We start from the raw sequence: 25,549 nt of genomic DNA on the forward strand, positions 1-25,549 counted from the left end.
TTATCTCCTGGATAATTTTCAATGATTACGAGGTCATCACTGTAAAACACATTCATTTGTTATATGAATGTATTTCAGTTTGCACCGGCCCGTTTTAATACGGCGTCGCGTTTATAAAAAGAGCAATAAAGACCATTGTGAGGCCGTACCGTTACGGCCCTTTTAGGGATGATAATGACCAATAGCGCATTACCGGCGACATGTACGCCATTTGAACACTGTTTGGGGATCATCCGCCAGGCATCGGTGGAAATCCTGTTGTTGTTAGGTGTGCATGTTGCAGAGGGAAAAGACCCGCGCTGGTTTCTGGAACAGCTCGACCAGGCTCGCCTGAATCTGGGTGGCTGGGGGGCGGTAGCCAGACGATTGCAGATGAACGATGCGCAATTAAGCCAGTTCACCCTGCGGTTACGCCATCTTCAGCAAAACGTTCCCCAGTATGAAAGTGGTCAGGATGTCAGTGAAAACCAGCTCATTTCTGCGCTGCGTTTTGTCGCGTCTCTGGAGCAACTGCGCCAGCTTCAGCCGATCCTGCACTATCAAACCGATATTGAAAGTGGAGGACAGGAGGCGCAGCTGCAAGCGCAGAGCCAACTTCGTGCTATAGAGTTAACTCTCAAAGCCCTTGTCGCAAGGGTATGGCCGGACCAGCATCCGCTCAACAGCTTCCTGAAACAGCACTTCGGTGCTGACCGGCTACGCCGCTGGCTTAAGCTGGGTGAGGGGCGTGATGCGCTGGACGGCATGTTGTTTAGCGAGCTGGCGCTGATGGTGGTCGATAAGAAACTGTTCGTGCGCCACTTTACCCAGATTTTTAATGACACTTCGGTACTCACGCTGTTTGTCGAACCGCGCTTAACGCTGCGCATGTTTCTTGATGATTGCCGGATAGCACGTAATAGCGTCATTGCTCAGCAGCCGCTGACCTCGGTACAGCTGATGTTGTTAAAGTATCAGTACCGACAAATTACCCACCCCGTGCAGCGGGCGTTTGAAGAACGTCGTGTCCGCATCAATCCCGCATCGTATCTGGAATCTGATGAGGGTCTCGTTCGCCAGTTCTGGGAAACGGCAAAGCAAAAGGCTGAACAGACCGGGGATGATAAACACGAAATTGCCGACAGCATTGACCCACCAGAAAAGCGAGCGCAGCGTACGGCTGAAGAGCGTGAGCAGCTGATTTCCAACATGCTGTGGGTCGCCGTTGGCGCGATGGTGCTGGCAATATCGCTGGGCGCATTCTGGTTATTTAGCTCGCCTGCGCCGCGGGTGACCGCTGGTCAATCGGTTGAAATCATACAAGAGGAACCGCGACGTGATGCACCTTCCGCACGGGAAGCCGTGACCCGCATGGGCATTTCGTGGGATGCGTTTACCATGCGGGCGGCTATCGATCGCAATGATACCCGCATTACGTCATTGTTTTTACAAGGTGGGATGGACTGGAAGCTGGCGTGGACGGAGCAGGCGTTCTCTGCGGGCAATACTGCTGTACTTAAGCTGTTGTTGCGCTATCCCTCGCAGATGGATGAAACCCAGCCCTGTCAGCAGTTTATGAGTACGCTAAGTCATGCGATGTCGAACGGCGCATCGCTGACGTCGCTGCATAAAAGCTATCTGCAAAGTTTTTGTGCTAAACCGGACGTTGTCGCGCGCCAACGGTATGACGCCGAGCAAGCCGAACGACGCGCTCGCGCGGAGCCAAACGCCGAAAACAAGAAATGGCAGAAAATTCATACCGCGCTGTATGACGCCATTAACTGACGGCCTGATAAGCAACGTCCTGTCAGACCGTTACGGCTCGCCGTAGAGACCGATTAATCGGCGCACGACGCCGTTGGTCCAGCCAAAGCCATCCTGCAACGGGTACTCGCCGCCGCCGCCTTCACGCGGCGTGCCGTCGGCGATATGGTACTTCTCGATAAGCTTATGGTGCTCTTGATAAAAAAGGTTAACCGTTTTCAACCAGTTGCGGGCAATCTCATCTCCCAGGTGGTCGTCACCATACAGCTTGAAGCCCTGAATCGCCATCCACTGCAGCGGTGCCCAGCCGTTGGGTTTATCCCACTGTTCACCGGTTTCGTATTCCGTCGCCATAATACCCCCGGGGGTTAACAGACGGCTGCGTACGGCATTAGCGAGGCGGTCGGCTTGTGCATGGGTCGCCATACCGACATACAGCGGCACGATACTGGCGGCGGAGAAGAGGGCCATCTCTTCGCGTCGCCAGTCATAATCCCGATAACAGCCGTTTTCATCATCCCACAGATAGTGGTCCACGGCGGCACGGCGGTTGGTGGCTTTCTGGCGAAACAAAGTCTCGGTTTCGCGATCGCCTTTCAGTGCCGAAATGTTTGCAATGGTGCTTTCCAGTTTGTACAGGAAGGCGTTGAGATCAATGGGGATGAACTGGGTGGTGCGGATGCTGGCAAGGCGGCCCGCATCGCGCAGCCAGCGTGAGGAGTAATCCCAGCCGGAAGCCGCACCGGCACGCAAATCCCGGTACACCTCATTCGGCGGTCGGCCAGAATGCTTGGCCGTTTCGACGTCTTCGATCCACGATTCATCGCGCGGGGTATCACGATCGTCCCAATAACGGTTGAGCAGAGAACCATCCGGCATTCTGATGACATGACGGTACGCCTGGTTTAACGCCAGGGAATCTGCGCCATCCATCCAGAACGCGTATTCCATTTTGAGATGATCCAGATAACGCCGCGCGCCGCGCACGCCATCTTCTTCAAACAGTTCCACCATCAGTGCAAACACCGGCGGCTGAGAGCGACTCAGGTAGTAGGTCCGATTACCGTTCGGGATATGGCCATAGTTTTCAATCATCCAGGCAAAGTTATCCGCCATACATTTCAGCAGATCCCCCCGACCGCTCTCCGCCAGACCGAGCATAGTGAAGTAGGAATCCCAGTAGTAGGTTTCGCTAAAACGTCCGCCTGGCACAATATATGACTGCGGCAGCGCCAGCAGCGAGGACCAGGGAATGTGATCCTGCGGTTCGCGTGTCAGCACTGGCCACAGCTGGTCAATATGCTCTTTCAGAGAGTCCTGCGGGTTGGAAACGTACTCACTCGACGGGGTCTCGGGGAGCCAGAAATGGTTCTCAACAAAGCGCTGCAGGTCAAAGTCCCGGTGCCGCTTAACCTTGCGATAGCGGATCAAAATGTCCAGCGGGTCCATTTTGGGTGCGCAGTCGGGGAAGGTTTTGCTGTCGGCAAACAGCTTTGACGACTGAACATGTTCGAACAGTTCGAGGTAACGATCGGCGGGCGTTAACGCATCTGAGGCAGGCAGCCCTTCAATCATCTCCGGCTCAGGCTCTGCCTCAATCATTTCATCCAGCTTTAACTCGCACGGATCCATTTCATAAAGCAGATCGAGGTCGATCGTCAGTTCTTCTGAAGGGGCGTGGGGTAGTTTCTGGTTGAGCATAATGAGAAAGACCTCCGGTAAAGAGATGTTGAAAGGAAACGGCTATTGCCCGGCTGTCTGTTAAGCGTAGACATTCGCTTCGGTGTCGGGTGAGTAAAGCGTGCGGTTGATCACGTTCTTATGTTTTTTAATATTTAAAAAATAAAACTATCTTAATGATAATAATGAAGAATTATTGGTCTTGTGCGATCTGTATATTTTCCATTTTCAGAACATTCGATTGCAACGAGGTGTGAACAGAATCAGCTAACATCCGATCCCTGTAATAGGTGCAGGCTATTCTAATGATAGTTCTGGCCCATGTAATTGATTGATACTTATCAAAATAATACTCCACTTATTTTCTATGATGGTCAAGTCTGACAAAGACTGCGCATTAATTATTTCAATTTTCTGGGTCACAATAACTCACAACGGTGAGGGTAAAATAATGAAAATCATTACCCGTCTTACCGCGATTGCCATAACAGGCATCGTAATTTGTTATTTTGGATTATCCGGTTATGTGTGGTATCACGATAATCAACGTAGCAAACAGGCTGATGTTCAGGCCTCTACGCTGGAAGCCAATAATAAGGTATTAGGATTTTTACGCGAAAAGGGATGTGATTATTGTCACACGCCTTCAGCTGAATTACCTTTCTATTCTTCCTTTCCCGTCGCTAAACAATTGATGAATTATGACATTCAATTAGGATACAAATCATTCAATCTTGAAGCTGTTCGTGCCGCGCTGGTTGCGGATAAACCCGTTTCGCAAAGTGATTTGAATAAAATTGAATGGGTGATGCAGTATGACACCATGCCACCAACGCGTTATACCGCGCTGCACTGGGCCGGTAAGGTCAGCGATGCTGAGCGAGAAGACATTCTTGGCTGGGTAGCCAAACAACGTGAGCAGTACTACGCCAGCCGTGATACCGCCACGCAGCATCGCAATGAGCCCGTACAGCCAATACCGGAAAGTATTCCGACTGATGCCCGCAAAGTGGCGCTGGGCTTTACGCTGTATCATGACCCGCGCATTTCTGGCGACAGCACGATCTCCTGTGCGCACTGCCACGCCCTAAACGCAGGCGGTGTGGATGGCAGGAAAACGTCAATCGGTGTCGGTGGCGCCGTTGGACCGATTAATGCACCGACGGTGTTTAACTCGGTCTTTAACGTGGAACAATTCTGGGACGGTCGCGCACCAACATTGCAGGCGCAGGCGGGTGGTCCACCGTTAAACCCGATTGAAATGGCGTCGAAATCCTGGGATGAAATTATCCAGAAGTTAGATAAAGACCCGGTGCTGAAGCAAGAATTTATCACCGTTTATCCTCAGGGATTCAGCGGGGACAATATTACCGATGCGATTGCTGAGTTTGAGAAGACGTTAATTACGCCAAATGCACCGTTTGATAAATGGCTGCGGGGTGATGAAAGCGCGTTAACGGCTCAGCAAAAACATGGCTATCAATTATTTAAGGAAAATAAATGTGCCACCTGCCATGGCGGTATTATTTTAGGCGGGCGTTCATTTGAACCCTTAGGCTTGAAAAAGGACTTTAATTTTGGTGAGGTCACTGCCGTAGATATTGGTCGAATGAACGTCACCAATGAATTACGAGATAAGCTGCGCCAGAAAGTCCCTGGATTGCGTAACGTTGCACTGACTGCACCTTATTTCCACCGGGGAGATGTGCCAACCCTCGACGGCGCGGTAAAACTGATGCTGCGTTATCAGGTAGGCAAAGAACTGCCGCAAAAAGATATCGACGATATCGTGGCGTTCCTTGAAAGCCTCAACGGGGTCTATACGCCGTATATGCAGGATAAGTGATTAATACAATGCCGGAGGGAGACTGATGCTTTACTGGCCTACATATTACGGTGTTTGTAGGCCGGATAAGGCATTAGCCGCCATCCTGCATTTATAGTATTAACGCATGGTGACAAATTCTTCCGACGCGGTCGGGTGAATAGCGACAGTGTTGTCGAAGTCTTTCTTAGTTGCGCCCATTTTCAGTGCCACGGCAAAGCCCTGCAGCATTTCGTCCATGCCAAAGCCGATGCCGTGAATACCGACAATCTTCTCTTCCGGACCCACGCACACCAGCTTCATACGGCACGGCTGACGGTGTGTGGTGACAGCGGTATACATCGCGGTAAACGATGATTTATACACTTTCACCTGATCATCACCGTGCTGCTCGCGCGCCTGTTGCTCGGTTAAGCCGACGGTGCCAATTGGCGGATGGCTGAAGACCACGGTCGGGATGTTGCTGTAGTCCAGATGTTCGTCCGGCTTGTTGTTAAACAGACGTTCGGACAGGCGACGACCCGCGGCAACGGCAACCGGCGTTAATTCAACGGCACCGGTGTTATCGCCCACGGCGTAAATCCCAGGAACGCTAGTGTTCTGGTATTTATCAACGATGATGTAGCCTTTTTCGTTGGTTTTCACGCCAGTAACCGCCAGGTTAAAGTTATCGGTTGCCGGTTCACGGCCAATCGCCCAGATCAGGCAATCCACGGTCTGGCTACGACCATCTTCCAGCTCCAGGGTCAGGCTGCCATCTGCATTTTTAACTACCGCTTTTGGAATCGCGTGTGTATGCAGGGTCGGGCCTTCGGCATTCATTACCTCAACCAGCGTGTCGACGATCATCGGGTCAAAGCTGCGCAGCGGCGCGTGTTTACGCACGAACAGATGTGTTTCTGCGCCCAGGCCGTTAATCACGCCAGCCAGTTCAACGGCGATGTAACCTGCACCAACTACCGCAACGCGCTTCGGCAGGGCCGGCAGTTCAAAGAAACCGTCGGAATCAATACCGTATTCCACGCCTGGAATGTTCGGGTGGCTCGGGCGGCCGCCTGTGGCAATCAAAATATGATCGGCGGTGATGGTTTCACCGTTTACTTCAATGGTCTTGGCATCAACGAAGCGGGCAAAACCTTTGATCACATCGACATTATTTTTACCCAGTACGTTGTCGTACGAGGTGTGAATGCGGTCGATATAGGCGGTACGGGTGGCAATCAGCTTGTCCCAGTCGAATTTATTGATGGTGGTATCGAAGCCGTAGTCCGGGCCGTACATATGGATCGCTTCACGAACCTGTGCGGCATGCCACATCACTTTCTTCGGTACACAGCCAACGTTGACGCAGGTACCGCCCAGTTCTTTGGCCTCAATCAACGCGCATTTCTGACCGTACATGGCCGCGCGGTTAATGGAGGCGATACCGCCGCTGCCGCCGCCGATAGCGATGTAATCATAGTGTTTGGTCATGACCGCTCCTTCATGTTCATTGTAGGGCGGAGAAGCGTTATGCCTTCCGCCAAAATATTCGCGATTGTATACCTGAAATCAAAAGGTTCCACCGATGGCTGCGATTACTCCGGTACGATCCAGCTTACCGAGGTATGTCCGGTTCCCGCCGGAACCAGTTTGCGGTGCAGCCATGGCAGCACATTGTTCATTTGCTGTTCCAGCTTCCACGGTGGGTTAACCACAATCATGCCGGACGCCGTCATGCCGCGTTGATCGCTGTCCGGACGAACCGCCAGCTCAATTTGCAGGATGCGGCGAATGCCGGTCGCTTCCAGCTCTTTGGTCATGCGTTTGATTTGCTGGCGCAGGACTACCGGATACCACAGGGCATAGGTGCCGGTTGCGAAACGCTTATAGCCTTCGTGGATACCGGCCACTACCGCCTGGTAGTCGGTTTTAATTTCGTACGGCGGATCGATGAGGATCAACCCGCGACGGGAGACGGGTGGTAATTTCGATTTCAACTGCTGATAGCCGTCGGCTTTTGCCACGCGCGCGCGCTCATCTTTCTGGAATTCGGAGCGCAGCAGCGGAAAATCGCTCGGGTGCAGTTCGGTTAGCTGCAGGCTGTCCTGCGCGCGCAGCAGCTGGCGGGCAATCAGCGGAGAGCCTGGGTAGTAGCGCAGTTGACCGCTACGGTTGAAATGATTCACTACGCTGATGTACGGCTCGAGTTCTGCCGGCAGGTCGTCCTGCTGCCAGATGCGGGCGATGCCTTCCAGATACTCACCGGTACGTTCAGCACGTTCACTGCTCAGCTGATAACGGCCCGCACCGGCGTGGGTGTCCAGATAGAGAAATGGTTTATCTTTCTCTTTGAGCGACTCGATGATCAGGCTCTGAACCGTGTGTTTAAGGACGTCGGCGTGGTTGCCAGCGTGAAAGCTGTGGCGATAACTGAGCATGGGTAAACGTGTTCCAGGTTGTAAACGTAGGCCCGATAAGCTGCGTGCCATCGGGCGAAAATAGAGCGTATCGCCACAGTATACAGAAAAGTCGTCACTGCCGCGAAAGCGCAACGCCTGGCATTGAAATCCTCTACACTTAACCCCATTCTACAAATAATATGCACAGCGCCGGATGCGCGCTTCATTCACTCTTTTCTACAGGACTGCGCTAATGACCAATCCATTGCTGACTCCCTTCGAACTGCCGCCGTTTTCCAAAATTCAGCCGGAGCATGTTGTACCCGCCGTCACTAAGGCGCTGAACGACTGCCGCGAAAACGTCGAGCGCGTGGTTGCGCAGGGGGCGCCATACACCTGGGAAAATCTTTGCCAGCGGCTGGCGGAAGTGGACGATGTTCTGGGGCGTATCTTCTCTCCGGTCAGCCATCTGAACTCGGTGAAAAATAGCCCGGAACTGCGCGAAGCCTACGAACAAACGCTGCCGCTGCTGTCTGAGTACAGCACCTGGGTTGGGCAACATGAAGGCCTGTACCAGGCGTACCGCGATCTGCGTGAAGGTGACCATTACGCCACTCTGAATACCGCGCAGAAAAAAGCCGTCGATAACGCTCTGCGTGACTTTGAGCTTTCTGGTATCGGCCTGCCGAAAGAAAAACAGCAGCGCTACGGTGAAATCGCGACCCGCCTGTCTGAACTTGGCAACCTGTACAGCAACAACGTGCTCGACGCCACCATGGGCTGGACCAAACTGGTCACCGACGAATCTGAGCTGGCTGGCATGCCGGAAAGTGCGCTGGCGGCAGCAAAAGCCCAGGCCGAAGCCAAAGAGCAGGAAGGTTATCTGCTGACGCTGGATATCCCGAGCTATCTGCCGGTGATGACCTACTGCGACAACCAGGCATTGCGTGAAGAAATGTACCGCGCCTACTCCACCCGTGCGTCCGATCAGGGGCCCAATGCGGGCAAATGGGACAACAGCCCGGTGATGGAAGAGATCCTCGCGCTGCGCCACGAGCTGGCTCAATTGCTGGGCTTTGAAAGCTATGCCTTTAAATCTCTCGCCACCAAAATGGCCGAGAACCCGCAGCAGGTACTCGACTTCCTGACCGATCTGGCAAAACGTGCCCGTCCGCAGGGTGAAAAAGAGCTGGCCCAGCTGCGCGCCTTCGCCAAAGCAGAGTTTGGCGTTGATGAGCTGCAGCCGTGGGATATCGCCTACTACAGCGAGAAACAGAAACAGCACCTGTACAGCATCAGCGACGAGCAGTTGCGCCCGTACTTCCCGGAAAACAAAGCCGTAAACGGCCTGTTCGAAGTGGTTAAGCGTATTTATGGCATCACTGCCAAAGAGCGTACCGATGTTGACGTCTGGCACCCGGAAGTGCGTTTCTTTGAGCTGTATGACGAACACAACGAACTGCGCGGCAGCTTCTATCTGGATCTTTATGCGCGTGAAAACAAGCGCGGTGGGGCATGGATGGACGACTGCGTCGGGCAGATGCGTAAAACCGACGGCACGCTGCAAAAACCGGTCGCTTACCTGACCTGCAACTTTAACCGTCCGGTCAGCGGCAAGCCGGCGCTGTTTACCCACGATGAAGTGATTACCCTGTTCCACGAGTTCGGTCACGGCCTGCATCATATGCTGACCCGCATCGAAACGGCCGGTGTTTCCGGTATCAACGGTGTGCCGTGGGATGCCGTCGAACTGCCAAGCCAGTTTATGGAAAACTGGTGCTGGGAGCCGGAAGCGCTGGCGTTTATCTCCGGTCACTATGAAACCGGTGAGCCGCTGCCTAAAGAACTGCTGGATAAAATGCTGGCGGCGAAAAACTACCAGGCGGCGCTGTTCATCCTGCGTCAGCTGGAGTTCGGTCTGTTCGACTTCCGTCTGCACGCTGAGTTTAACCCGCAGCAAGGGGCGAAAATTCTCGACACCCTGGCGGAGATTAAAAAGCAGGTTGCCGTGGTGCCGGGCCCAACATGGGGTCGCTTCCCGCACGCTTTCAGCCATATTTTTGCCGGGGGTTATGCGGCGGGTTATTACAGCTATCTGTGGGCTGACGTGCTGGCGGCGGACGCCTTCTCCCGCTTTGAAGACGAAGGGATTTTCAACCGTGAAACCGGCCAGTCGTTCCTCGATAACATCCTGACCCGTGGGGGTTCCGAAGAGCCTATGGAGCTGTTCAAACGCTTCCGTGGCCGTGAGCCGCAACTGGATGCGATGCTGGACCATTACGGCATCAAGGGCTGAAGACTGGCGTGAAAATTTGTTTACTGGATGAAACGGGCGCCGGAGACGGCGCCTTATCTGTTCTGGCTGCCCGCTGGGGACTGGAACACGATGAAGACAATCTGATGGCGCTGGTGATGACACCGGCGCATCTGGAACTGCGCAAGCGCGATGAACCCAAGCTCGGCGGCATCTTCGTTGATTTTGTCGGCGGGGCGATGGCCCACCGGCGCAAATTTGGCGGCGGTCGCGGTGAAGCGGTGGCGAAAGCCGTTGGCGTGAAAGGCGATTATCTGCCGGACGTGGTGGACGCGACGGCCGGGTTGGGACGCGATGCGTTCGTGCTGGCCTCCGTGGGCTGTCGCGTACGGATGCTGGAACGTAACCCGGTAGTGGCGGCGTTGCTCGACGATGGCCTGGCGCGCGGTTATGCCGATGCGGAAATTGGCCCGTGGTTGCAGGCGCGTTTGCAGTTAATTCATGCATCCAGCCTGACGGCGCTCACCGATATCACCCCACGCCCGCAGGTGGTATACCTCGACCCAATGTTCCCGCATAAGCAGAAAAGCGCGCTGGTGAAAAAAGAGATGCGCGTGTTTCAGTCGCTGGTGGGGCCGGATCTGGATGCGGATGGCCTGCTGGAGCCTGCGCGCCAGTTAGCCACCAAACGTGTGGTGGTCAAGCGGCCGGACTACGCCCCGCCGTTGGCGGATGTCGCTACACCGAACGCGGTGGTGACCAAAGGACATCGGTTTGATATTTATGCCGGAACTCCGTAGGCCGGATAACACGCGTCGCGTCGCCATCCGGCATGGTTTGCTGCCCGATGGCGCTGCGCTTATCGGGCCTACGCGCAGCCTTGCAAGTACGCTGACATCCGGCAATATCAATTACACAAACGGTGCCAGCGGGTCGGCAATCTCAAAGGCGACTGCACGGTCCGCTTTCGGTGGATAAATCAGCTCGCTGACGATTGATCGCTTCAGTTTCTTCGCCTCTGCGCGCGTCAGTTTCACCTGCTGATCCCAGCCTTCGCTGTACACCGCGCCCCACGCGCCCAGATCCAGACAGGTGACGTAGTTTTCCTGGCGATAGGGCAGTGGCATCACATCTAACAGGCTGGCAGCGGCATTGTTCCCGGCGAATTTACCCAACAGAATCGCGTGCTGGCAGGTCATTAAGGCGTGGTTGCCTTTGTCATCAGTGGCGGCCCAGGCGACATCACCCGTCGCGTAGATATCCTCGTGGCCCACAACCTGAAGATGCGCATTCACATGCAGACGGCCCTGACGATCGCGCGGGGCGTCGATCTGTGCCGTTAAGCCGTTTGCCTGCACGCCGACCGTCCAGATAACGGTTTGTGATGTAATCGTCTGCCCGTCTTTCAGCGTCACGCCGGACGCATCCACGCTTTCGACTTCTGCATTGACCCGCCATTCCACACCCAGTTCAGCGGAGGCTTCGGCGATCACATCGCGCAGCTCCTGGCTCCAGCGTGCACCCGGTTGCGGGCCGCGTTCAACTACGACAACTCTGGTCTTAGCATCAGCGCCGAGAATGTCGCGCAGGCGACCCGGTAATTCCAGAGCCATTTCGATCCCGGTAAAGCCGCCGCCGCAGACCACCACGGTATTGCGCGCCTCGCTTTCTGGTCTGTGCGCGAGATCTTTCAGATGCTGCTCCAGTACGGTTGCGCTTTCCAGCTGATCGAGGTCGAAGGCGTGCTGCGCAGCGCCGGCAACCCTATTGCGATTAACTTCACTGCCGCTGGCCAGAATCAGCCGGTCGTAGCGGAGAAGCTGTTTTTGGCCCGTTGCGTCCGTCCAGCTCACTTCTTTAGATTGTGGAAGCAACTGGGTAACCGTGCCGCGCAGGAAGTTCACACCGGTGACATCAAACAGCGGCTGCAGTGGCGCAACCAGCGTCTGGACATCATTCTCATAAAAACGCGGGCGCACGCGCAGCTCTGGCTGCGGCGCAATAACAGTAATATCAATGGGCTGCTGATGTTTATCCGCCAGTCGTGCGGCGCTTAATGCTGCCCACATACCGGCAAAACCGGCGCCCACGATCAGAATTTTTTTACGCATTGGCGTTTCTCACTGGTGACTATGAATTATTTACTCGGATTTTATTGGTCGTAGTTAAAGATTGCAATGTGATTTCCTGTAAAAGCGCTTCTTTGTCTGTCGAATTGTATTTATATATTTGATATTTAATGAATTAAATTTTATTTATGAGCAGGTGAATTCTGAGTATCTGGTATGTGCAGGCCGAAAAAGTTACAATAACTCAGATTCATTTTGGCTGAGATAAGAGCATGGCATTCTACAGTTCCGGGGTTGAGTACGGCATCCATAGCCTGATGTGTATGGTTGACAGTAAGGGGGATGCGCGGGATATGAGCGTACGGGAAATTGCTGAGCTACAAAGCGTGCCGTATGACTATCTGGCGAAGATCTTCACCCGTCTGTCGAAGGCCGGACTGGTGCGCAGCAGTGAAGGAAAGGGCGGCGGTTTTCAGCTCGCCAGGCCCGCCGAGCACATCACGGTGCTGGACGTGGTCAATGCCATTGACGGCGATAAGCGCATCTTCGAATGCCGTGAAATCCGCCAGCGCTTAGCGGTCTTTGAGGAGCATCCGCCGGAGTGGGCCTGTGAAGGGATTTGCGGCGTGCGCTCAGTGATGGATATGGCGCAGCAGCGTATGGAAGAGGCGCTTGGTCAGCACACGATCCTGGATTTGGCACGTAAGATGTATCGCAAAGCACCGGATACGTTTGTCGTAGAAGTGCAGGACTGGATCGACGCACGCAAAGGATAACCACTAAAAATGCCCGATAGCGCAAGGCGTATCGGGCATAATGAATGTAGGCCGGATAAGGCAATAGCCGCCATCCGGCACGGCGTATTACTGTTCAGTACTCGGCGTATTAATCATCCGGTTCAGCCAGGGCACCATAATCGCCATCACGACCGTGACGGCCAGCGTGACCAGACCGATTTTACTAAAGACGTTGGTATAGATAGGCAGCGTCTGTAGCGGGTCAGTGATGTTTTCCGGTACCGCGGTGAACGTTGCCACGTAGCCACCCATCAGGAACGCTGCAGCCTGGGTCAGGAACCACATCCCCAGAATAAAGCCCATCAGATGCTGCGGCACCAGCGCGGCGACCATGGCCAGCCCCAGGGCGCTAATCAGCAACTCACCCAGACTCTGGAACAGATACACCAGCACGATGAACCACGGCGAGGTCAGCCCCTGCGCATCGGCAAACCACATACCCGCGGCAGCCGCGGTCAGGAAGCCCAGTGAGCACAGGAACATACCGAGCGTGAACTTCATCGGCATGGTCAGGTCTTTGCCCTTGTTGCCCAGACGGGTATAAATCACTGCCAGTACCGGGCTGGCAAGCACCACCCAGAACGGGTTCAATGCCTGGAAGCTCACCGGGTTGATGGCGAAACCGAGAATTTCATGGTGCACGTTATTGATGGCAAAGAAGTTCAGTGATGTCGGCATCTGCGCGTACAGCACGTAGAACACCACCGCTTCCAGCATCAGGATAAAGGCTACGAACATCTTATTGCGCCCGGTTTTATCCAGTTTGAATGCCTGACGGAAGAAGATGATGGTGACGATAATCGACAGGACGATCAGCACCAGGTTGGCAACTTTCACGTTGTGCATCAACCAGGCGCACACGAATATCATCACCACGGTACCGGCCAGCACACACAGCAGATTGCGGAATACCAGCGGCTTATGGTCTGGCTCAGAACCGATATCCTTCACCATGCCACGGCAGGCAAAATAGACCAGCAGTGCAACGATAAGTCCCGCGCCACACAGGTTGTAAGTCACCGCATAGCCAAACTTATCGGCAATGACCGGCGCCAGCGACAGCGACAGCAGGGAGCCGATGTTAATCGACATATAAAACAGGGTGAAGGCGCCGTCCAGTCGGGCGTCTTTTGGCGGATAGCATTTTGACAGCAAGCTGGCTGGGTTGGCTTTAAACAGCCCGTTACCTACGGCGATGGTACCCAACGCGATAAAAATCAGGTCGGGTTTCAGCAGCGACATTCCGGTCATGAAATAGCCAATGGCTAACACGATGGCGCCGAGAACCAGCGTGCGCTTGGTGCCCAACAGGTGGTCGCCAACGTAGCCGCCAATGGATATCAGGCCGTACACCAGCGCAGCAAACGCACCGAAGGTGATAAACGCCTGTTCCTGAGAGAAGCCGAGTTGTTTAACAAAAAATACCGCCAGGATGCCCTGAACGCCGTAATAGCCAAATCGTTCCCATAATTCTACAAAAAAGATCATGAAGAACGGACGAGGTTGCTGCAGCAAGCCCGTAGGTGCTCGTGTATTCATATTCCTTCGCCTTTCAAAGCCATCCCGAAAAGTATGAACGCGTATTCTAAAACGCGCCGAAAAAGTCTTATTTTGTTATAGACTGCGGTGATAGGCCGCGCGGGTAGAGTATTATAGAGATAGTTTTCGATCCAATTAGTTGATCACACTAATTATGATTTATTTGTTGGATTGATGTACTGATAGGCAATAATTTTCACGCAAGGTACAAAAACAAAAACGCCCGCACAGGCGGGCGCTTACAGGCTTAAATGTTTACAGCGGGGCGGGTTACCCCCCGACAGCTAGCATTTTATGCTTCTTCGTCATCTCGCAGCGGGACAATCAACATGTCGACGTGAACGGTGTTGATCAGCTGGCGCGCAGAGGACATCAGCTTGCTCCAGAAATCCTGGTGATGGCCGCACACGACAAGATCCATATCGTATTTTTTGATGGCATCAACCAGAACCTGACCCAGATCGCCGCTACCGCTCAGGGTTTCGGTGATAGGGTAGCCTGCGTTGGTGGACAGTTCGGTTAACGCGTGATGAGTTTCTTCAGAAATGCGTTTCTGCATGTCGCCCAGATTTACGTCGATTAGCCCGGTGTACAGGTCGGAATAGTTTACGTCAACGTGGATAAGGGAAACTTTTGCATTGTAAGGCCGCGCCATAGAGACCGCTTTTTCAACCAGAACTTTGCTTTCCGGAGAAAGATCAACCGCGATGAGAATGTGTTTATAAGCCATAGTGTTACTCCTTCCATAAGTTGTCGATGACTAGCCTTCAGGCGATCGTTTGCCGCCGCGTCATCCGCATCCTGCGGACCTTACGCGCGGGGCTAGCCCAGTCGTAAAGACGTACCCTATAGGGACTATCCTTACATTATAGCGACCAGAATAATCCGTCAATCCACCTTGATTGCCAAGTAGTTAAACAAATTTTTCAGTTAATTGTATTGATAGTGATTAACCTTCTGGCAAAAAAATTAACTAATCTCCTACACTATCTAGAGAGGCGCTCGGATGCGTGACACTAACACGAGCGGTTTCGGTAGCACTCTTCACTGCATAGTTTGGTAAGGTATCGGGGAGCGGTAGTCCCGGAGAGGAACTCCGTGGGCGGGTCGCCGGGGAGGGGGTATGATAAGCACCATTGCGTTATTCTGGGCTTTGTGTGTCGTTTGCATTGTTAATATGGCGCGCTATTTCTCGTCGTTGCGCGCACTGTTAGTGGTACTTCGTGGTTGCGATCCATTGCTTTACCAGTATGTTGATGGCGGAGGCTTTTTTACCTCGCATGGGCAACCCAACAAGCAGATGCGTCTGGTGTGGTATATCTACGCTCAGCGCTATCGCGATCATCATGATGATGAGTTTATTCGCCGCTGTGAGCGCGTGCGCGGTCAGTTCATTCTCACCAGTTCGTTATGTGGGCTGGTATTAATCAGTATGGTTGCGCTGATTATCTGGCACTGAACCTGATGACAGCGTAAAAAAAAGCGGACCTGTTTGCAGGCCCGCTTTTTTATTGCGCATTCGCTTAGATAAGCTTCAGGGAGAGCCAGTACAGCCCCCCGGAAAGAATAATCGCCGCAGGCAGGGTGAAGACCCAGGCCATCAGAATGCTGGTCACTGTTTTACGCTGTAAGCCGCCACCGTCAACGACCATCGTACCCGCAACGGAAGAGGAGAGTACGTGGGTGGTGGAAACTGGCATACCGGTATAACTGGCGAGACCGATAGAGACGGCGGCCGTCATCTGCGCCGACATCCCCTGAGCATAGGTCATGCCTTTCTTACCGATTTTCTCACCGATAGTGGTTGCCACGCGACGCCAGCCAATCATCGTACCGCAGCCCAGAGCCAGCGCAACGGCCATGATGATCCACACCGGAGCGTACTCAATGGTGCTCAGCATGTCGGTTTTCAGTTTCTTCAACAGACGCTGATCGTCGTTGCTTACACCAGGCAGTTTCACGACCTTATCGGTGGTATCGGAAATGCACAGCATAATACGGCGCAGTTGTCCGCGCTGCTCAACGCTTAACTTGTCGTAGGTTTCCAGATTCGCCAGCATACCTTTCGCACGTTCCAGCGCGTTAATGGTATTAGCCGGGTGGCAATGGAACTCTGTCGTCGTCGCTGTACCTGTTTCCGTCGGTGACGGAATCAACTGGTCTACGCCGGTCGCCTGCTTGAGCAGGTCAGGACGTTGCTGGAAGAAGGTTTCGACGTTATTGATAGCATCGCGGGTACGGGTAATTTCGTAACCGGAAGCGTTCATATTCACCACGAAACCGGCAGGTGCTACGCCAATCAGTACCAGCATGACCAGACCAATGCCTTTCTGCCCGTCGTTTGCGCCATGAGAGAACGCCACGCCGATTGCGGAGAGGATCAGTGCGATACGCGTCCAGAATGGCGGCTTTTTCTTGCCGTCTTTCTTTTCACGCTCTGCTGGCGTCAGGTGAATACGGGCACGTTTTTTAGTACCGCTCCAGTAGCGACGTAGCAAAAAGATCAGGCCGCCTGCAACCACCAGGCCGACAATCGGCGAGATGATAAGAGAGGCAAAAATACCTATCACTTTCGGGATGTTAAGTGCATCCACGACCGATGTGCCGTTCATCAACGCATTGGTTAAACCAATACCGATAATCGCGCCAATCAGCGTGTGGGAGCTGGATGCAGGCAAACCAAAGTACCAGGTACCCAGGTTCCAGATAATTGCCGCCAACAGCATAGAGAACACCATGGCGAGGCCATGTGATGAACCCATGTTGAGCAGCAGATCCGTTGGCAACATATGCACGATGGCATACGCTACGCTGAGACCGCCCAGCAAAACACCAAAGAAGTTAAACACCGCAGCCATGATCACCGCCAATTGCGAACGCATGGCACGGGTGTAGATCACAGTAGCGACGGCATTGGCTGTATCATGGAAGCCGTTAATTGCTTCGTAGAACAGAACAAAAGCCAAAGCAAGCAAGAGTAAAAGCCCGGTATGTAAATCCAGGCCAGCAAACAAATGTAGCATAGGACGTTACGCCATTTTGAGGACATGAACGCGGCGCATTATCAGTGACTTTGGCGGCGCGGGCAAAGTGAAATATAGAGTTTTTTTGATTTGTCTCCTGCTTTGTATGACACCACTAAAGAATTATCTTATAGAATTCAGATAAATACCTATTTTTGATGGTTTGGTGCTGGTGCGGCCACTGAGGAATCTTTACAATTCACGCCCGCTTTTTAGAGAGGATCGCAACGTGGAAAGGTTTGATACCGTTATTATAGGCGCTGGCGCAGCGGGTATGTTCTGTGCCGCGCAGGCAGGACAAGCAGGAAGTCGAGTACTGCTTATTGATAATGGTAAAAAGCCCGGGCGCAAGATCCTCATGTCTGGCGGGGGGCGCTGTAACTTTACCAATCTTTATGTCGAGCCTGCGGCTTATTTGAGTCAAAACCCTCATTTCTGTAAGTCAGCGTTGGCGCGCTATACCCAGTGGGATTTTATCGATCTGGTGGGTAAACACGGCATTGCCTGGCATGAAAAAACGCTCGGCCAGCTTTTTTGTGACGACTCCGCGCAGCAAATAGTCGATATGCTGGTAGCGGAATGCGAAAAAGGTAACGTTACGATGCGCTTACGTAGCGAAGTTCTGAGCGTCGCACGGGATGATGAGGGCTTTACGCTGGAGCTCAACGGCGCAACCGTTGGTGCGACGAAACTGGTGATTGCCAGCGGTGGGCTTTCTATGCCGGGTCTGGGGGCGACGCCATTTGGTTATAAAATTGCCGAACAGTTTGGCCTGAATGTGCTGCCAACGCGTGCGGGTCTGGTGCCTTTTACGCTGCATAAGCCGCTGCTTGACCAGCTTCAGGTGCTCTCCGGCGTGTCTGTTCCCTCTGTCATTACCGCCGAGGACGGCACCGTATTTCGTGAAAACCTGCTCTTTACGCACCGTGGGCTGTCAGGCCCGGCCGTTTTACAAATTTCCAGTTTTTGGCAGCCGGGTGAATTTGTCAGCATTAATTTGTTGCCAGATGTTGACCTCGAAAGCTTCCTTGATGAACAGCGCAGCGCGCATCCCAATCAGAGTCTGAAGAACACGCTGGCGATGCAATTACCGAAGCGACTGGTGGAGTGTTTGCAGCAGTTGGGGCAAATCCCGGACGTGACGTTGAAGCAGCTTAACCTACGCGATCAACAAGCGCTGGTGGAAACGCTGACCGAATGGCGCGTGCAGCCAAACGGCACGGAAGGGTATCGCACGGCAGAGGTGACGCTGGGCGGAGTAGACACCAACGAATTGTCTTCACGGACCATGGAAGCCCGCAAAGTACCGGGCCTTTATTTCATTGGCGAAGTGATGGACGTCACCGGCTGGCTGGGTGGTTATAACTTCCAGTGGGCATGGTCGAGCGCCTGGGCGTGTGCGCAGGATTTAGTGTCCGGGGATTGACGGTGAAGGTAAACCGTATAACGTTTTAATATTACGCGTCATCTGATGTAGTCGTGGCCGGCAACGTAATAGACGTCACTCTTCTTTCGGCAGGCACTGCAAATGACCGTGGCGCACGCCGCGTTGGGAGATAACGTCATCGGCAAAATGCTGAACGTCACCCATATCCCCTTTTAGCACGGCGATTTCCAGGCAGTCGTCATGGTTGATGTGGACATGCAGCGTGGCGACCGACAAATCGTGGTGGTGATGCTGGGTCGAGACAATACGGCTGGCTAAGTCACGCTTCTCATGTTCATAAACATAGGAGAGCACCGCGAAGCCCTGGGTACCGTGTTCTTGCGTGCTTTCCTGGGACAGCGCGCCGCGCAAAATGTCGCGGATGGCTTCGGAACGGTTGTTATAACCCCGGCGCTGGCTCAGGCTGTCCAGCGTTTCCAGTAAATCGTCATCGAGAGTAATGGTGACTCGTTGCATCTAAAGTTAACCTTTTATGTGGCGTACAGGGCATGCGGAAATAGCGTATTTTGTAACACACGTGCGGCATCTGGGGAAAAGGTTAATGCGCTCGCAATAAACGCAGCAGGGTGCTTACCTGCTCATCCAGCGGCGCGAGCGTCTCTTTGACGATCAGATGCAACGGTGTGGCACGGCGAGCGCCGTGACTTAACGGCAGCGGACGTAATAGCCCCTGATCAAGCTGCGCTTGAATGCGCTCCTCGGGCAACCAGCCGTAACCGACCTGATACAGTACCGCATCAATAGCGGCATCAATGGTAGAGAAGGTCCAGGCATCGCGAACCGCTTGCTGTGGGTTGTCGCGATCGGCAATACGTATCAGCGGCCAGGCGCGTAAGGCGTCTTCATCCAGCGGCGTATCCTGCGTGCAGAGCGGGTGATCGCGGTGGGCAACGGCCACGAAATCAATATTCATCAACCATTCACCGCGTCCGGTGACATCCTGACGCCGGGTCAGAACCATCACGTCCGCATCGGCATGTGCCGCCAGCCGATCGTCAGCATTCTCCAGCACTTCAGTCAGACGCACCTGCGTCTGCGGCCACGCCTGCTGGAACTGCTTGAGGATCGCGAACAGGCGTTTGCGTGGGAAGATGCTATCTACCATCAAATCCAGTCGTGTTCGCGTGCCATTGCGTAAAGTCGCCGCCCGGGTTTCCACCCATGAAAAAGCCTTCAATAGCGGTTTGACCTGATTGAGCAGTACCTCGCCTGCCGGAGTTAATACCGCTCTGCGGCCTTCCGGCGTCAGTAGCGTCACGCCGAGCCGCTCCTGTAACAGCGCCAGATTGTAGCTCACCGAAGACTGACTACGGTTGGTCTCTTCCGCTGCTTTAGTAAAGCTACCCAGCTCCACCACTTTTTCCAGCAGGGCCCACTGCTCCAGGGTTGTCTTATGCATAACTCATCTAAAAATTGAATGAATATGATGTAAACATAGCGTTATTCATCCAATTTTTGAAGCGTTAAGATCGCCCCATCAACTGAGAGGAGAACGCATATGAGCGCTTTTGATAAACATGATTTGAGCGGGTTTGTCGGCAAACATCTGGTCTATACCTACGATAATGGCTGGAATTACGAGATCTACGTGAAAAATGACACCACGCTGGATTACCGTATTCACAGCGGTATTGTGGCTAACCGTTGGGTGAAAGATCAGCGGGCGTACATTGTGCGAGTTGGGGAGAGCGTTTATAAAATTTCATGGACCGAACCGACCGGAACCGACGTCAGCTTGATCGTAAATCTGGGTGACAAACTTTTCCACGGCACCATCTTCTTTCCACGCTGGGTGATCAACAATCCGGAGAAAACGGTCTGCTTCCAGAATGACCATGTTCCGCTGATGATGTCGTATCGTGATGCGGGCCCGGTGTATCCAACCGAGGTGATTGATGAGTTCGCGACCATTACCTTCGTGCGTGACTGCGGGGCGAATAATGACAGCGTTATTGCCTGTGCTGCCAGCGAATTGCCGGATAACTTCCCGGAAAATTTACGCTAAGGTATCCAGTCTCTGCACGGTATCGGCAGTCAATGTAAACGGCGTTGGCGTACACACGGCCAGGCTCAGGGTATCGAGCTGGCACTGACTGACAGAGAGTGAGGACGTCAGGGTAGTGCTGTCGACGCTGACAATTTGCCAGGCGCTGCCGCCACGTTGCTTAACGATGGCCTCTTTGCGCGTCCAGATGCGCCAGAATGCCGCCAACTGGTGGTCCGGGCGTTCAGCTTCGACTTCGGCATGTTCCCCAAGGCTGAATACTGTATTTGCCAGCGTCCGCCAGTTATCACGGGGGCGCACGACTTCAATATCGCAGCCGACTTCCCCTTCATCACTGAGCAGCAGGGCGATGTCATCCCCGCTGTGGCTGAGATTAAACCACAGCGGCGTGTCGCCTGAGAATGCCGGTTTTCCCTGCTCACCATAGACAATGTCAGGCAGTGGCGACAAGGCATGGGAAAGCAGCACGCGGCCAGCCAGCCAGCGCGTACGGCGCGCACCTTGCGGCGCCTGTTCATACAACGCGCGAGGCAGGGCGCCAGCGCTTAAAACAGAAACTTTCCCAACAACGATCCGGTACATATCAGGGCCAACGTTTGATGATAATAGAAGTATTTATGCCGCCAAACGCAAAGTTATTGCTCTGCAGGAACTCACAATCAATCTTGCGGGCTTCACCCATAATGTAATCCAGCGCGCCACAGTTGGCATCAGGCTGGCTTAAATTTAGCGTAGGCGCAAACCAGCCTTCGCGCATCATTTGCAAACTCATCCAGGCTTCCAGCGCGCCACAGGCGCCAAGGGTATGGCCAAAATAACTTTTGAGCGAGGACAGCGGCACATTATCACCGTAAATGGCGGCGGTTGCCTGACTTTCTGCAATATCACCTCGATCGGTCGCCGTGCCGTGGGCTGAAATATAACCGATATCCCGCGCGCGTAAGCCCGCCATTTTCAGCGACTGCTCCATGCAAATCTGCATCGTCTCGCGCTGCGGCTGGGTGATATGCGCCGCATCGCAGTTGGTGGCAAAACCGATAATCTCACCGTAAATTGTCGCGCCGCGCGCTTTGGCGTGCTCAAGCTCTTCCAGAATCAACGTGCCTGCGCCTTCGCCAATTACCAGCCCGTCGCGATGTTCATCAAACGGCGAGGGCGTGGTTTTTGGTTCATCGTTGCGCTGGCTGGTGGCGAACAGGGTATCAAACACCGCCGCTTCCGACGGACACAGCTCTTCCGCGCCGCCGGCGACCATCACCGTTTGGTAGCCGTGACGAATGGCTTCCCATGCGTAGCCAATCGCCTGGCTGCCGGAGGTGCAGGCGCTGGAGGTGGGGATCACTCGCCCACGCAGGCCGAAGAATAATCCGGTGTTGACGGCGGTGGTGTGCGGCATCATCTGCACGTAGGTGGTGCCGGTTATATTGTTGGTGTGCTTCTCGGTCAGCATGGTGGCGAACTCGCTCACCGGACCGGTGCTGCCGGTTGACGAGCCGTAGGCAATCCCGGTTTCGCCGTTGGTCAATACCGCATCGCCAATCAGCCCAGCCTGCTCCAGCGCCAGTTCTGTTGCGCGGGTGGACATTAGCGACACGCGACCCATGGCGCGAATACGCTTGCGGGTGTAGTGTTCCGGCAGGGTAAAGTCGTCGATAGGCGCGCCAAGCAGCGTATGCAGCCCGTCATAAACCTGCCACTCCGGCATTTTGCGCACTGCGTTTTCATAGGCCAGCAGCCCGGAGGAAACGGCCTGCCAGCTTTCGCCAAAGGCGGTGACGCCGCCCATCCCTGTGATCACGACGCGACGTGTCATAACATCCCTCCATTGATAGAAATCACCTGACGGGTGACGTAACCCGCGATATCCGACATTAAATAGCTGGCAAGCCCGGCCACTTCATCGGCCTGGCCCATCCGTTTCATCGGGATCATCGACATCGCCTCTTTCAGCGCGGCCTCTTCCATTTCGATCATCCCGGTATCAATCAGCCCCGGCGCAATGCAGTTGACGGTAATTTTGCGTTTTGCCAGCTCAATCGCCAGCGCTTTTGTCGCTCCAATAATCCCCGCCTTGGCGGCGCTGTAGTTGACCTGACCGCGATTGCCCATCACGCCGGAAACCGACGATAAGGTAATGATGCGCCCACCCAAGCGGGCGCTAATCATCGGCATCATGCACGGCTGGATGACGTTATAGAAGCTGTCGAGGTTGGTGTGGATCACCGTATCCCAGTCGTTGTCGCTGAGCGCCGGGAAGGCCGCATCACGGGTGATACCGGCGTTACTGACGATGCCGTACCACGCACCGTGCGCGTCGTTATCTTGCTCCAGCACTTCACGGCACTGCTCACGGTTGGCGACGTCAAAGGCCAGCAGACGCCCCGTGCCGCCAGCAGCGAGGATTGCATCCAACGTCTCCTGGGCACCTTGTGCATCGCGATGATAGTGCACGCCGACCACAAAGCCGTCCGCCGCCAGCTGGCGGGCGATGGCGCGACCAATGCCCTTACTGGCGCCGGTAACCAAAACTGAACGACTCATGCGGACGCTCCTTGTTGAAATAGGGTGTTAAGTTCTTCCGCTGTCGGCTGGAAGGTGTTGACGCGACCGATTGCCAGCAGCTCTTCACCGGTCTGAATGGCGCATTCAAAGCTGCCAAAACGTGCATCTTGCATCAGTAGCGTGACGCTAATATCCAGCGTCAGGCCGCCGGGCAATGTTCCCGCCGCGCAGACTAATTCACGTGCGCCGAGCACCATGCCTAAGGAGATGCTGGCCTGGCCCGCCTGATGACGGTACCAGCCGGACCAGACGCCAACGGTCTGCGCCATTAGTTCAAGGGCGAACCAACCGGGCAGATTGCCCTCGCCATCGAGAAACGGAGCCAGTACGCCGTCGGGCGATACCGTGACGCGGCAGGTGGTGGAGTCGTCTGTCACGCTGACCACTTCTTCAAGCAGTAGCATCGGCGCGTCGTGCGGCAGATAGTCGCCGGGTGCTAAATAGCGGCTCATGAAATTCTCCCTAGCAGGATACTGGCGTTATTGCCGCCAAAGGCAAAGGAGTTTGACAGGATGACCGGGCGCGGTAGCGGCTGCTGGTGCTCGATGATCCCACAGGCAGGCAGCGTTTCATCGCGTGGCGAGGAGCCAAAATCCTGCGGTGGCAGCGCCAGGTCACGCTGTAAAATCAGCATGCTGATGGCAGCTTCGGTGATCCCCGCAGCACCCAGCGTGTGTCCGGTCAGATGTTTAGTCGAACTGCACGGGACGCTTTCGCCAAATAGCGTGTTCACTACGTTAGCTTCAATTTTGTCGTTCAGCGGCGTGGCGGTGCCGTGCAGATTGATGTAGCCCACCTGCTCTGCCGTCATCCCCGCGTCGTTAAGCGCCTGCGTAATGGCGCGGATCGCCCCTTCGCCCTGCGGATGCGGGGCCGAAATATGGTACGCATCGCTGGATTCGCCAACGCCCAGCAGCGCAATCGGCTGCGGCTCGCGGGTCAGCAGCATCAGCGCCGCGCCTTCACCGATGGTAATCCCGCAGCGATCGCGACCAAATGGCTGGCATAACGTTGGCGAGAGTGATTCCAGGCTGTGGAAACCGTTGATGGGCATCCGGCTTAGCGTGTCCGCCCCGCCGACAATCGCCACGTCCGCCAGCCCGGATTCAATCAGGCGGCGTCCGCTCATGATCGCGCGGGCGCTGGAGGAGCAGGCGGTAGAGAGCGTAAACGCCGGGCCGTCCAATGCCAGCCAGTGGCTGAGAAAGCGCGACGGGTCGCCCAGCTCCTGCTGCGGGTACTGCCAGGCGCTGCTCGCTTTGCCGTTGAGCGTGAGATCAACATGCACGTCGCCTTCGTCCAGCCCGGAGGTGCTGGTGCCGAGCACCACGGCAACGCGGTCGCGACCAAACTGCGCAATGGCGTCATCTACCTGCGGCTGGATTTGCGCGAGCGCCGCCAGCAGCAGCTGATTATTGCGCGAACGGTGAGCGCTAAATTCATCGGGGATCGTCGGCAGTTCACCGTCAACGCCGGCTAACACCGCATGCGGATGGCCCTGAAGCCAGCCGGTGCGCGGGCGCATACCGGGGGCCACGCCGCGCGTCAGGTTGGCGGCAATCTCATCGAGGTTGTTGCCCAACGCGTTAATCATGCCAACCGCAGAAATGTAGATCATCTCAGTCACCCAGATATTGAATGGTGATGTGGTATTTAAACACGTGCTGTTCGATGCTGATGGGCTCGCGCTTGCCTTTGCGGTTCAGGTAGGTGATTTCTGTGACCAGCTTGCCGCGGGCGTTGCGCAGCTCGCGCTTGTCGCCGATATCGGTGAGCGTCCAGCCCTTCGGCAGCTGCGGCTGCCAGGCGCTAATCGGCCAGTGGCTGAGCATCACGTCGGCCAGAACCTGGCTGGCGGGCGGCAGCTGCGGCACCACAATCGACTGTTCGGCATGCAGCCCTTTTTCATCGTAAGTGACGAGGAACAGGCGGATACCGACAGAGGAGAGGCCTGCCAGGGTGAGTTTTTTATCATCGGCGTTAAGCATCACCAGCAGCGACTGGGTTTTGCCGTTAAAGCTGCCGGTGAGGAGCTGCTGGGAACTGACCGCCGGAGAGATCCCCGGCGCGGGTAGCGTCACGCGTGCGCCCGGCTCCAGCCACGCCTGTGGTCGGCCTTCTTGTTCGGGCTGTGAGTGGCTGCAACCGGCCAGCATCAGCGTGGCGACGAGCAGGCCCCGCCGGATGGCGCTGCGCTTATCCGGCCTACAATTGATGTGCTGAC

General features: G+C 54.8%; 23 protein-coding genes. 8 read left to right on the top strand and 15 right to left on the bottom strand.

All coding sequences use genetic code 11. From position 1 onward, the window contains the following. Positions 1-174: 174 nt before the first annotated feature. A complete protein-coding gene (locus tag IB214_RS01005) occupies positions 175-1,764 on the top strand; it encodes an STY4199 family HEPN domain-containing protein (protein ID WP_117342503.1) in 1,590 nt (529 codons plus the stop codon). A 30-nt stretch (positions 1,765-1,794) separates the two neighbouring features. On the opposite strand, the gene IB214_RS01010 is transcribed toward IB214_RS01005, so the two are convergent. Then, complete coding sequence (locus tag IB214_RS01010) at positions 1,795-3,444, bottom strand: alpha,alpha-trehalase (RefSeq protein ID WP_117342502.1); 1,650 nt, start codon at positions 3,442-3,444, stop codon at positions 1,795-1,797. Between the two features lie 430 nt (positions 3,445-3,874). On the opposite strand from IB214_RS01010, the gene IB214_RS01015 reads away from it, so the two are divergent. Continuing rightward, positions 3,875-5,269, top strand: a complete 1,395-nt coding sequence (locus IB214_RS01015) for a cytochrome-c peroxidase (RefSeq protein WP_117342501.1) — start codon at positions 3,875-3,877, stop codon at positions 5,267-5,269. A gap of 99 nt (positions 5,270-5,368) precedes the next feature. Here the strand turns inward: IB214_RS01015 and gorA are convergent, their stop codons facing one another. Both gorA and IB214_RS01025 read right to left on the bottom strand, forming a co-directional pair. Continuing rightward, entirely contained in the window at positions 5,369-6,721 is a 1,353-nt protein-coding gene (gorA, locus tag IB214_RS01020; protein WP_115257229.1) for a glutathione-disulfide reductase, read from the bottom strand. 104 nt (positions 6,722-6,825) lie between these two features. After that, complete coding sequence (locus IB214_RS01025; RefSeq protein ID WP_096759184.1) at positions 6,826-7,668, bottom strand: 23S rRNA (adenine(2030)-N(6))-methyltransferase RlmJ; 843 nt, start codon at positions 7,666-7,668, stop codon at positions 6,826-6,828. Positions 7,669-7,882: 214 nt separating this feature from the next. On the opposite strand from IB214_RS01025, the gene prlC reads away from it, so the two are divergent. Together prlC and rsmJ are read left to right on the top strand one after the other, a co-directional pair. Further along, the gene (gene prlC, locus IB214_RS01030) at positions 7,883-9,925 is read left to right on the top strand and encodes an oligopeptidase A (protein ID WP_117342500.1); all 2,043 of its coding nucleotides are present in this window, start codon (positions 7,883-7,885) and stop codon (positions 9,923-9,925) included. Between the two features lie 8 nt (positions 9,926-9,933). Beyond that, positions 9,934-10,683, top strand: a complete 750-nt coding sequence (gene rsmJ, locus IB214_RS01035; protein ID WP_117342499.1) for a 16S rRNA (guanine(1516)-N(2))-methyltransferase RsmJ — start codon at positions 9,934-9,936, stop codon at positions 10,681-10,683. 111 nt (positions 10,684-10,794) lie between these two features. Here the strand turns inward: rsmJ and IB214_RS01040 are convergent, their stop codons facing one another. Beyond that, positions 10,795-11,994: an NAD(P)/FAD-dependent oxidoreductase gene (locus IB214_RS01040; protein ID WP_117342498.1), complete on the bottom strand. Its 1,200-nt coding sequence runs from the start codon at positions 11,992-11,994 to the stop codon at positions 10,795-10,797. Positions 11,995-12,224: 230 nt separating this feature from the next. Between IB214_RS01040 and IB214_RS01045 the strand changes: the two genes are divergently transcribed. Next, entirely contained in the window at positions 12,225-12,728 is a 504-nt protein-coding gene (locus IB214_RS01045; RefSeq protein WP_115257233.1) for an Rrf2 family transcriptional regulator, read from the top strand. Between the two features lie 87 nt (positions 12,729-12,815). Here the strand turns inward: IB214_RS01045 and dtpB are convergent, their stop codons facing one another. Continuing rightward, a complete protein-coding gene (gene dtpB, locus IB214_RS01050; protein ID WP_115257234.1) occupies positions 12,816-14,288 on the bottom strand; it encodes a dipeptide/tripeptide permease DtpB in 1,473 nt (490 codons plus the stop codon). Positions 14,289-14,580: 292 nt separating this feature from the next. After that, positions 14,581-15,018 carry a universal stress protein UspA gene (gene uspA / locus IB214_RS01055; protein WP_003023368.1) on the bottom strand — a complete coding sequence of 146 codons (438 nt, stop codon included), beginning with the start codon at positions 15,016-15,018 and terminating at the stop codon, positions 14,581-14,583. 393 nt (positions 15,019-15,411) lie between these two features. Between uspA and uspB the strand changes: the two genes are divergently transcribed. Then, a complete protein-coding gene (uspB, locus tag IB214_RS01060; RefSeq protein WP_096759190.1) occupies positions 15,412-15,747 on the top strand; it encodes a universal stress protein UspB in 336 nt (111 codons plus the stop codon). A 64-nt stretch (positions 15,748-15,811) separates the two neighbouring features. On the opposite strand, the gene pitA is transcribed toward uspB, so the two are convergent. Beyond that, a complete protein-coding gene (gene pitA, locus IB214_RS01065; protein ID WP_115257235.1) occupies positions 15,812-17,311 on the bottom strand; it encodes an inorganic phosphate transporter PitA in 1,500 nt (499 codons plus the stop codon). A gap of 229 nt (positions 17,312-17,540) precedes the next feature. Here pitA and IB214_RS01070 point away from each other — a divergent pair, with 229 nt between their 5' ends. Further along, a complete protein-coding gene (locus IB214_RS01070; RefSeq protein WP_096759192.1) occupies positions 17,541-18,737 on the top strand; it encodes an NAD(P)/FAD-dependent oxidoreductase in 1,197 nt (398 codons plus the stop codon). Between the two features lie 75 nt (positions 18,738-18,812). Here the strand turns inward: IB214_RS01070 and nikR are convergent, their stop codons facing one another. Continuing rightward, positions 18,813-19,214: a nickel-responsive transcriptional regulator NikR gene (nikR, locus tag IB214_RS01075; RefSeq protein ID WP_096759193.1), complete on the bottom strand. Its 402-nt coding sequence runs from the start codon at positions 19,212-19,214 to the stop codon at positions 18,813-18,815. An 82-nt stretch (positions 19,215-19,296) separates the two neighbouring features. Continuing rightward, complete coding sequence (locus IB214_RS01080; RefSeq protein ID WP_117342497.1) at positions 19,297-20,157, bottom strand: LysR family transcriptional regulator; 861 nt, start codon at positions 20,155-20,157, stop codon at positions 19,297-19,299. A 99-nt stretch (positions 20,158-20,256) separates the two neighbouring features. On the opposite strand from IB214_RS01080, the gene IB214_RS01085 reads away from it, so the two are divergent. After that, positions 20,257-20,763, top strand: a complete 507-nt coding sequence (locus IB214_RS01085) for a phenolic acid decarboxylase (RefSeq protein ID WP_117342496.1) — start codon at positions 20,257-20,259, stop codon at positions 20,761-20,763. Here IB214_RS01085 and acpT read toward each other — a convergent pair. Genes acpT through IB214_RS01115 form a run of 6 tightly spaced genes read right to left on the bottom strand, consistent with a single transcriptional unit; the run spans position 20,755 to position 25,481 of the window. Continuing rightward, positions 20,755-21,345: a 4'-phosphopantetheinyl transferase AcpT gene (acpT, locus tag IB214_RS01090; RefSeq protein ID WP_096759196.1), complete on the bottom strand. Its 591-nt coding sequence runs from the start codon at positions 21,343-21,345 to the stop codon at positions 20,755-20,757. The two genes, IB214_RS01085 and acpT, sit on opposite strands and share 9 nt — an antisense overlap. A 1-nt stretch (position 21,346) precedes the next feature. Further along, positions 21,347-22,576: a beta-ketoacyl-ACP synthase gene (locus IB214_RS01095; RefSeq protein ID WP_117342495.1), complete on the bottom strand. Its 1,230-nt coding sequence runs from the start codon at positions 22,574-22,576 to the stop codon at positions 21,347-21,349. Beyond that, on the bottom strand, positions 22,573-23,304 hold the full coding sequence (locus IB214_RS01100) for a 3-ketoacyl-ACP reductase FabG2 (protein WP_117342494.1): 732 nt from the start codon (positions 23,302-23,304) through the stop codon (positions 22,573-22,575). Before IB214_RS01100 ends, IB214_RS01095 begins: the two co-directional genes overlap by 4 nt. Then, the gene (locus tag IB214_RS01105) at positions 23,301-23,777 is read right to left on the bottom strand and encodes a 3-hydroxy-fatty acyl-ACP dehydratase (protein WP_117342493.1); all 477 of its coding nucleotides are present in this window, start codon (positions 23,775-23,777) and stop codon (positions 23,301-23,303) included. Before IB214_RS01105 ends, IB214_RS01100 begins: the two co-directional genes overlap by 4 nt. Then, entirely contained in the window at positions 23,774-24,943 is a 1,170-nt protein-coding gene (locus tag IB214_RS01110; RefSeq protein WP_117342492.1) for a beta-ketoacyl-[acyl-carrier-protein] synthase family protein, read from the bottom strand. Before IB214_RS01110 ends, IB214_RS01105 begins: the two co-directional genes overlap by 4 nt. 1 nt (position 24,944) lies before the next feature. Further along, complete coding sequence (locus IB214_RS01115; protein ID WP_117342614.1) at positions 24,945-25,481, bottom strand: DUF3261 domain-containing protein; 537 nt, start codon at positions 25,479-25,481, stop codon at positions 24,945-24,947. Between the last annotated feature and the right edge of the window lie 68 nt (positions 25,482-25,549).

Origin of the sequence: Citrobacter sp. C1, from assembly GCF_014596895.2 — a bacterium.
In the GTDB taxonomy this organism is placed as follows: domain Bacteria; phylum Pseudomonadota; class Gammaproteobacteria; order Enterobacterales; family Enterobacteriaceae; genus Citrobacter; species Citrobacter gillenii.

Coding starts and splice junctions, on each gene's coding strand:
- IB214_RS01080 (WP_117342497.1), bottom strand. CDS start 20,157: ATGCATAAGACAACCCTGGAGCAGTGGGCCCTGCTGGAAAAAGTGGTG.
- IB214_RS01095 (WP_117342495.1), bottom strand. CDS start 22,576: ATGACACGTCGCGTCGTGATCACAGGGATGGGCGGCGTCACCGCCTTT.
- prlC (WP_117342500.1), top strand. CDS start 7,883: ATGACCAATCCATTGCTGACTCCCTTCGAACTGCCGCCGTTTTCCAAA.
- IB214_RS01100 (WP_117342494.1), bottom strand. CDS start 23,304: ATGAGTCGTTCAGTTTTGGTTACCGGCGCCAGTAAGGGCATTGGTCGC.
- uspB (WP_096759190.1), top strand. CDS start 15,412: ATGATAAGCACCATTGCGTTATTCTGGGCTTTGTGTGTCGTTTGCATT.
- IB214_RS01005 (WP_117342503.1), top strand. CDS start 175: ATGACCAATAGCGCATTACCGGCGACATGTACGCCATTTGAACACTGT.
- IB214_RS01010 (WP_117342502.1), bottom strand. CDS start 3,444: ATGCTCAACCAGAAACTACCCCACGCCCCTTCAGAAGAACTGACGATC.
- IB214_RS01085 (WP_117342496.1), top strand. CDS start 20,257: ATGAGCGCTTTTGATAAACATGATTTGAGCGGGTTTGTCGGCAAACAT.
- IB214_RS01025 (WP_096759184.1), bottom strand. CDS start 7,668: ATGCTCAGTTATCGCCACAGCTTTCACGCTGGCAACCACGCCGACGTC.
- IB214_RS01115 (WP_117342614.1), bottom strand. CDS start 25,481: ATGCTGGCCGGTTGCAGCCACTCACAGCCCGAACAAGAAGGCCGACCA.
- uspA (WP_003023368.1), bottom strand. CDS start 15,018: ATGGCTTATAAACACATTCTCATCGCGGTTGATCTTTCTCCGGAAAGC.
- dtpB (WP_115257234.1), bottom strand. CDS start 14,288: ATGAATACACGAGCACCTACGGGCTTGCTGCAGCAACCTCGTCCGTTC.
- acpT (WP_096759196.1), bottom strand. CDS start 21,345: ATGTACCGGATCGTTGTTGGGAAAGTTTCTGTTTTAAGCGCTGGCGCC.
- IB214_RS01045 (WP_115257233.1), top strand. CDS start 12,225: ATGGCATTCTACAGTTCCGGGGTTGAGTACGGCATCCATAGCCTGATG.
- gorA (WP_115257229.1), bottom strand. CDS start 6,721: ATGACCAAACACTATGATTACATCGCTATCGGCGGCGGCAGCGGCGGT.
- IB214_RS01105 (WP_117342493.1), bottom strand. CDS start 23,777: ATGAGCCGCTATTTAGCACCCGGCGACTATCTGCCGCACGACGCGCCG.
- IB214_RS01110 (WP_117342492.1), bottom strand. CDS start 24,943: ATGATCTACATTTCTGCGGTTGGCATGATTAACGCGTTGGGCAACAAC.
- pitA (WP_115257235.1), bottom strand. CDS start 17,311: ATGCTACATTTGTTTGCTGGCCTGGATTTACATACCGGGCTTTTACTC.
- IB214_RS01015 (WP_117342501.1), top strand. CDS start 3,875: ATGAAAATCATTACCCGTCTTACCGCGATTGCCATAACAGGCATCGTA.
- nikR (WP_096759193.1), bottom strand. CDS start 19,214: ATGCAACGAGTCACCATTACTCTCGATGACGATTTACTGGAAACGCTG.
- IB214_RS01040 (WP_117342498.1), bottom strand. CDS start 11,994: ATGCGTAAAAAAATTCTGATCGTGGGCGCCGGTTTTGCCGGTATGTGG.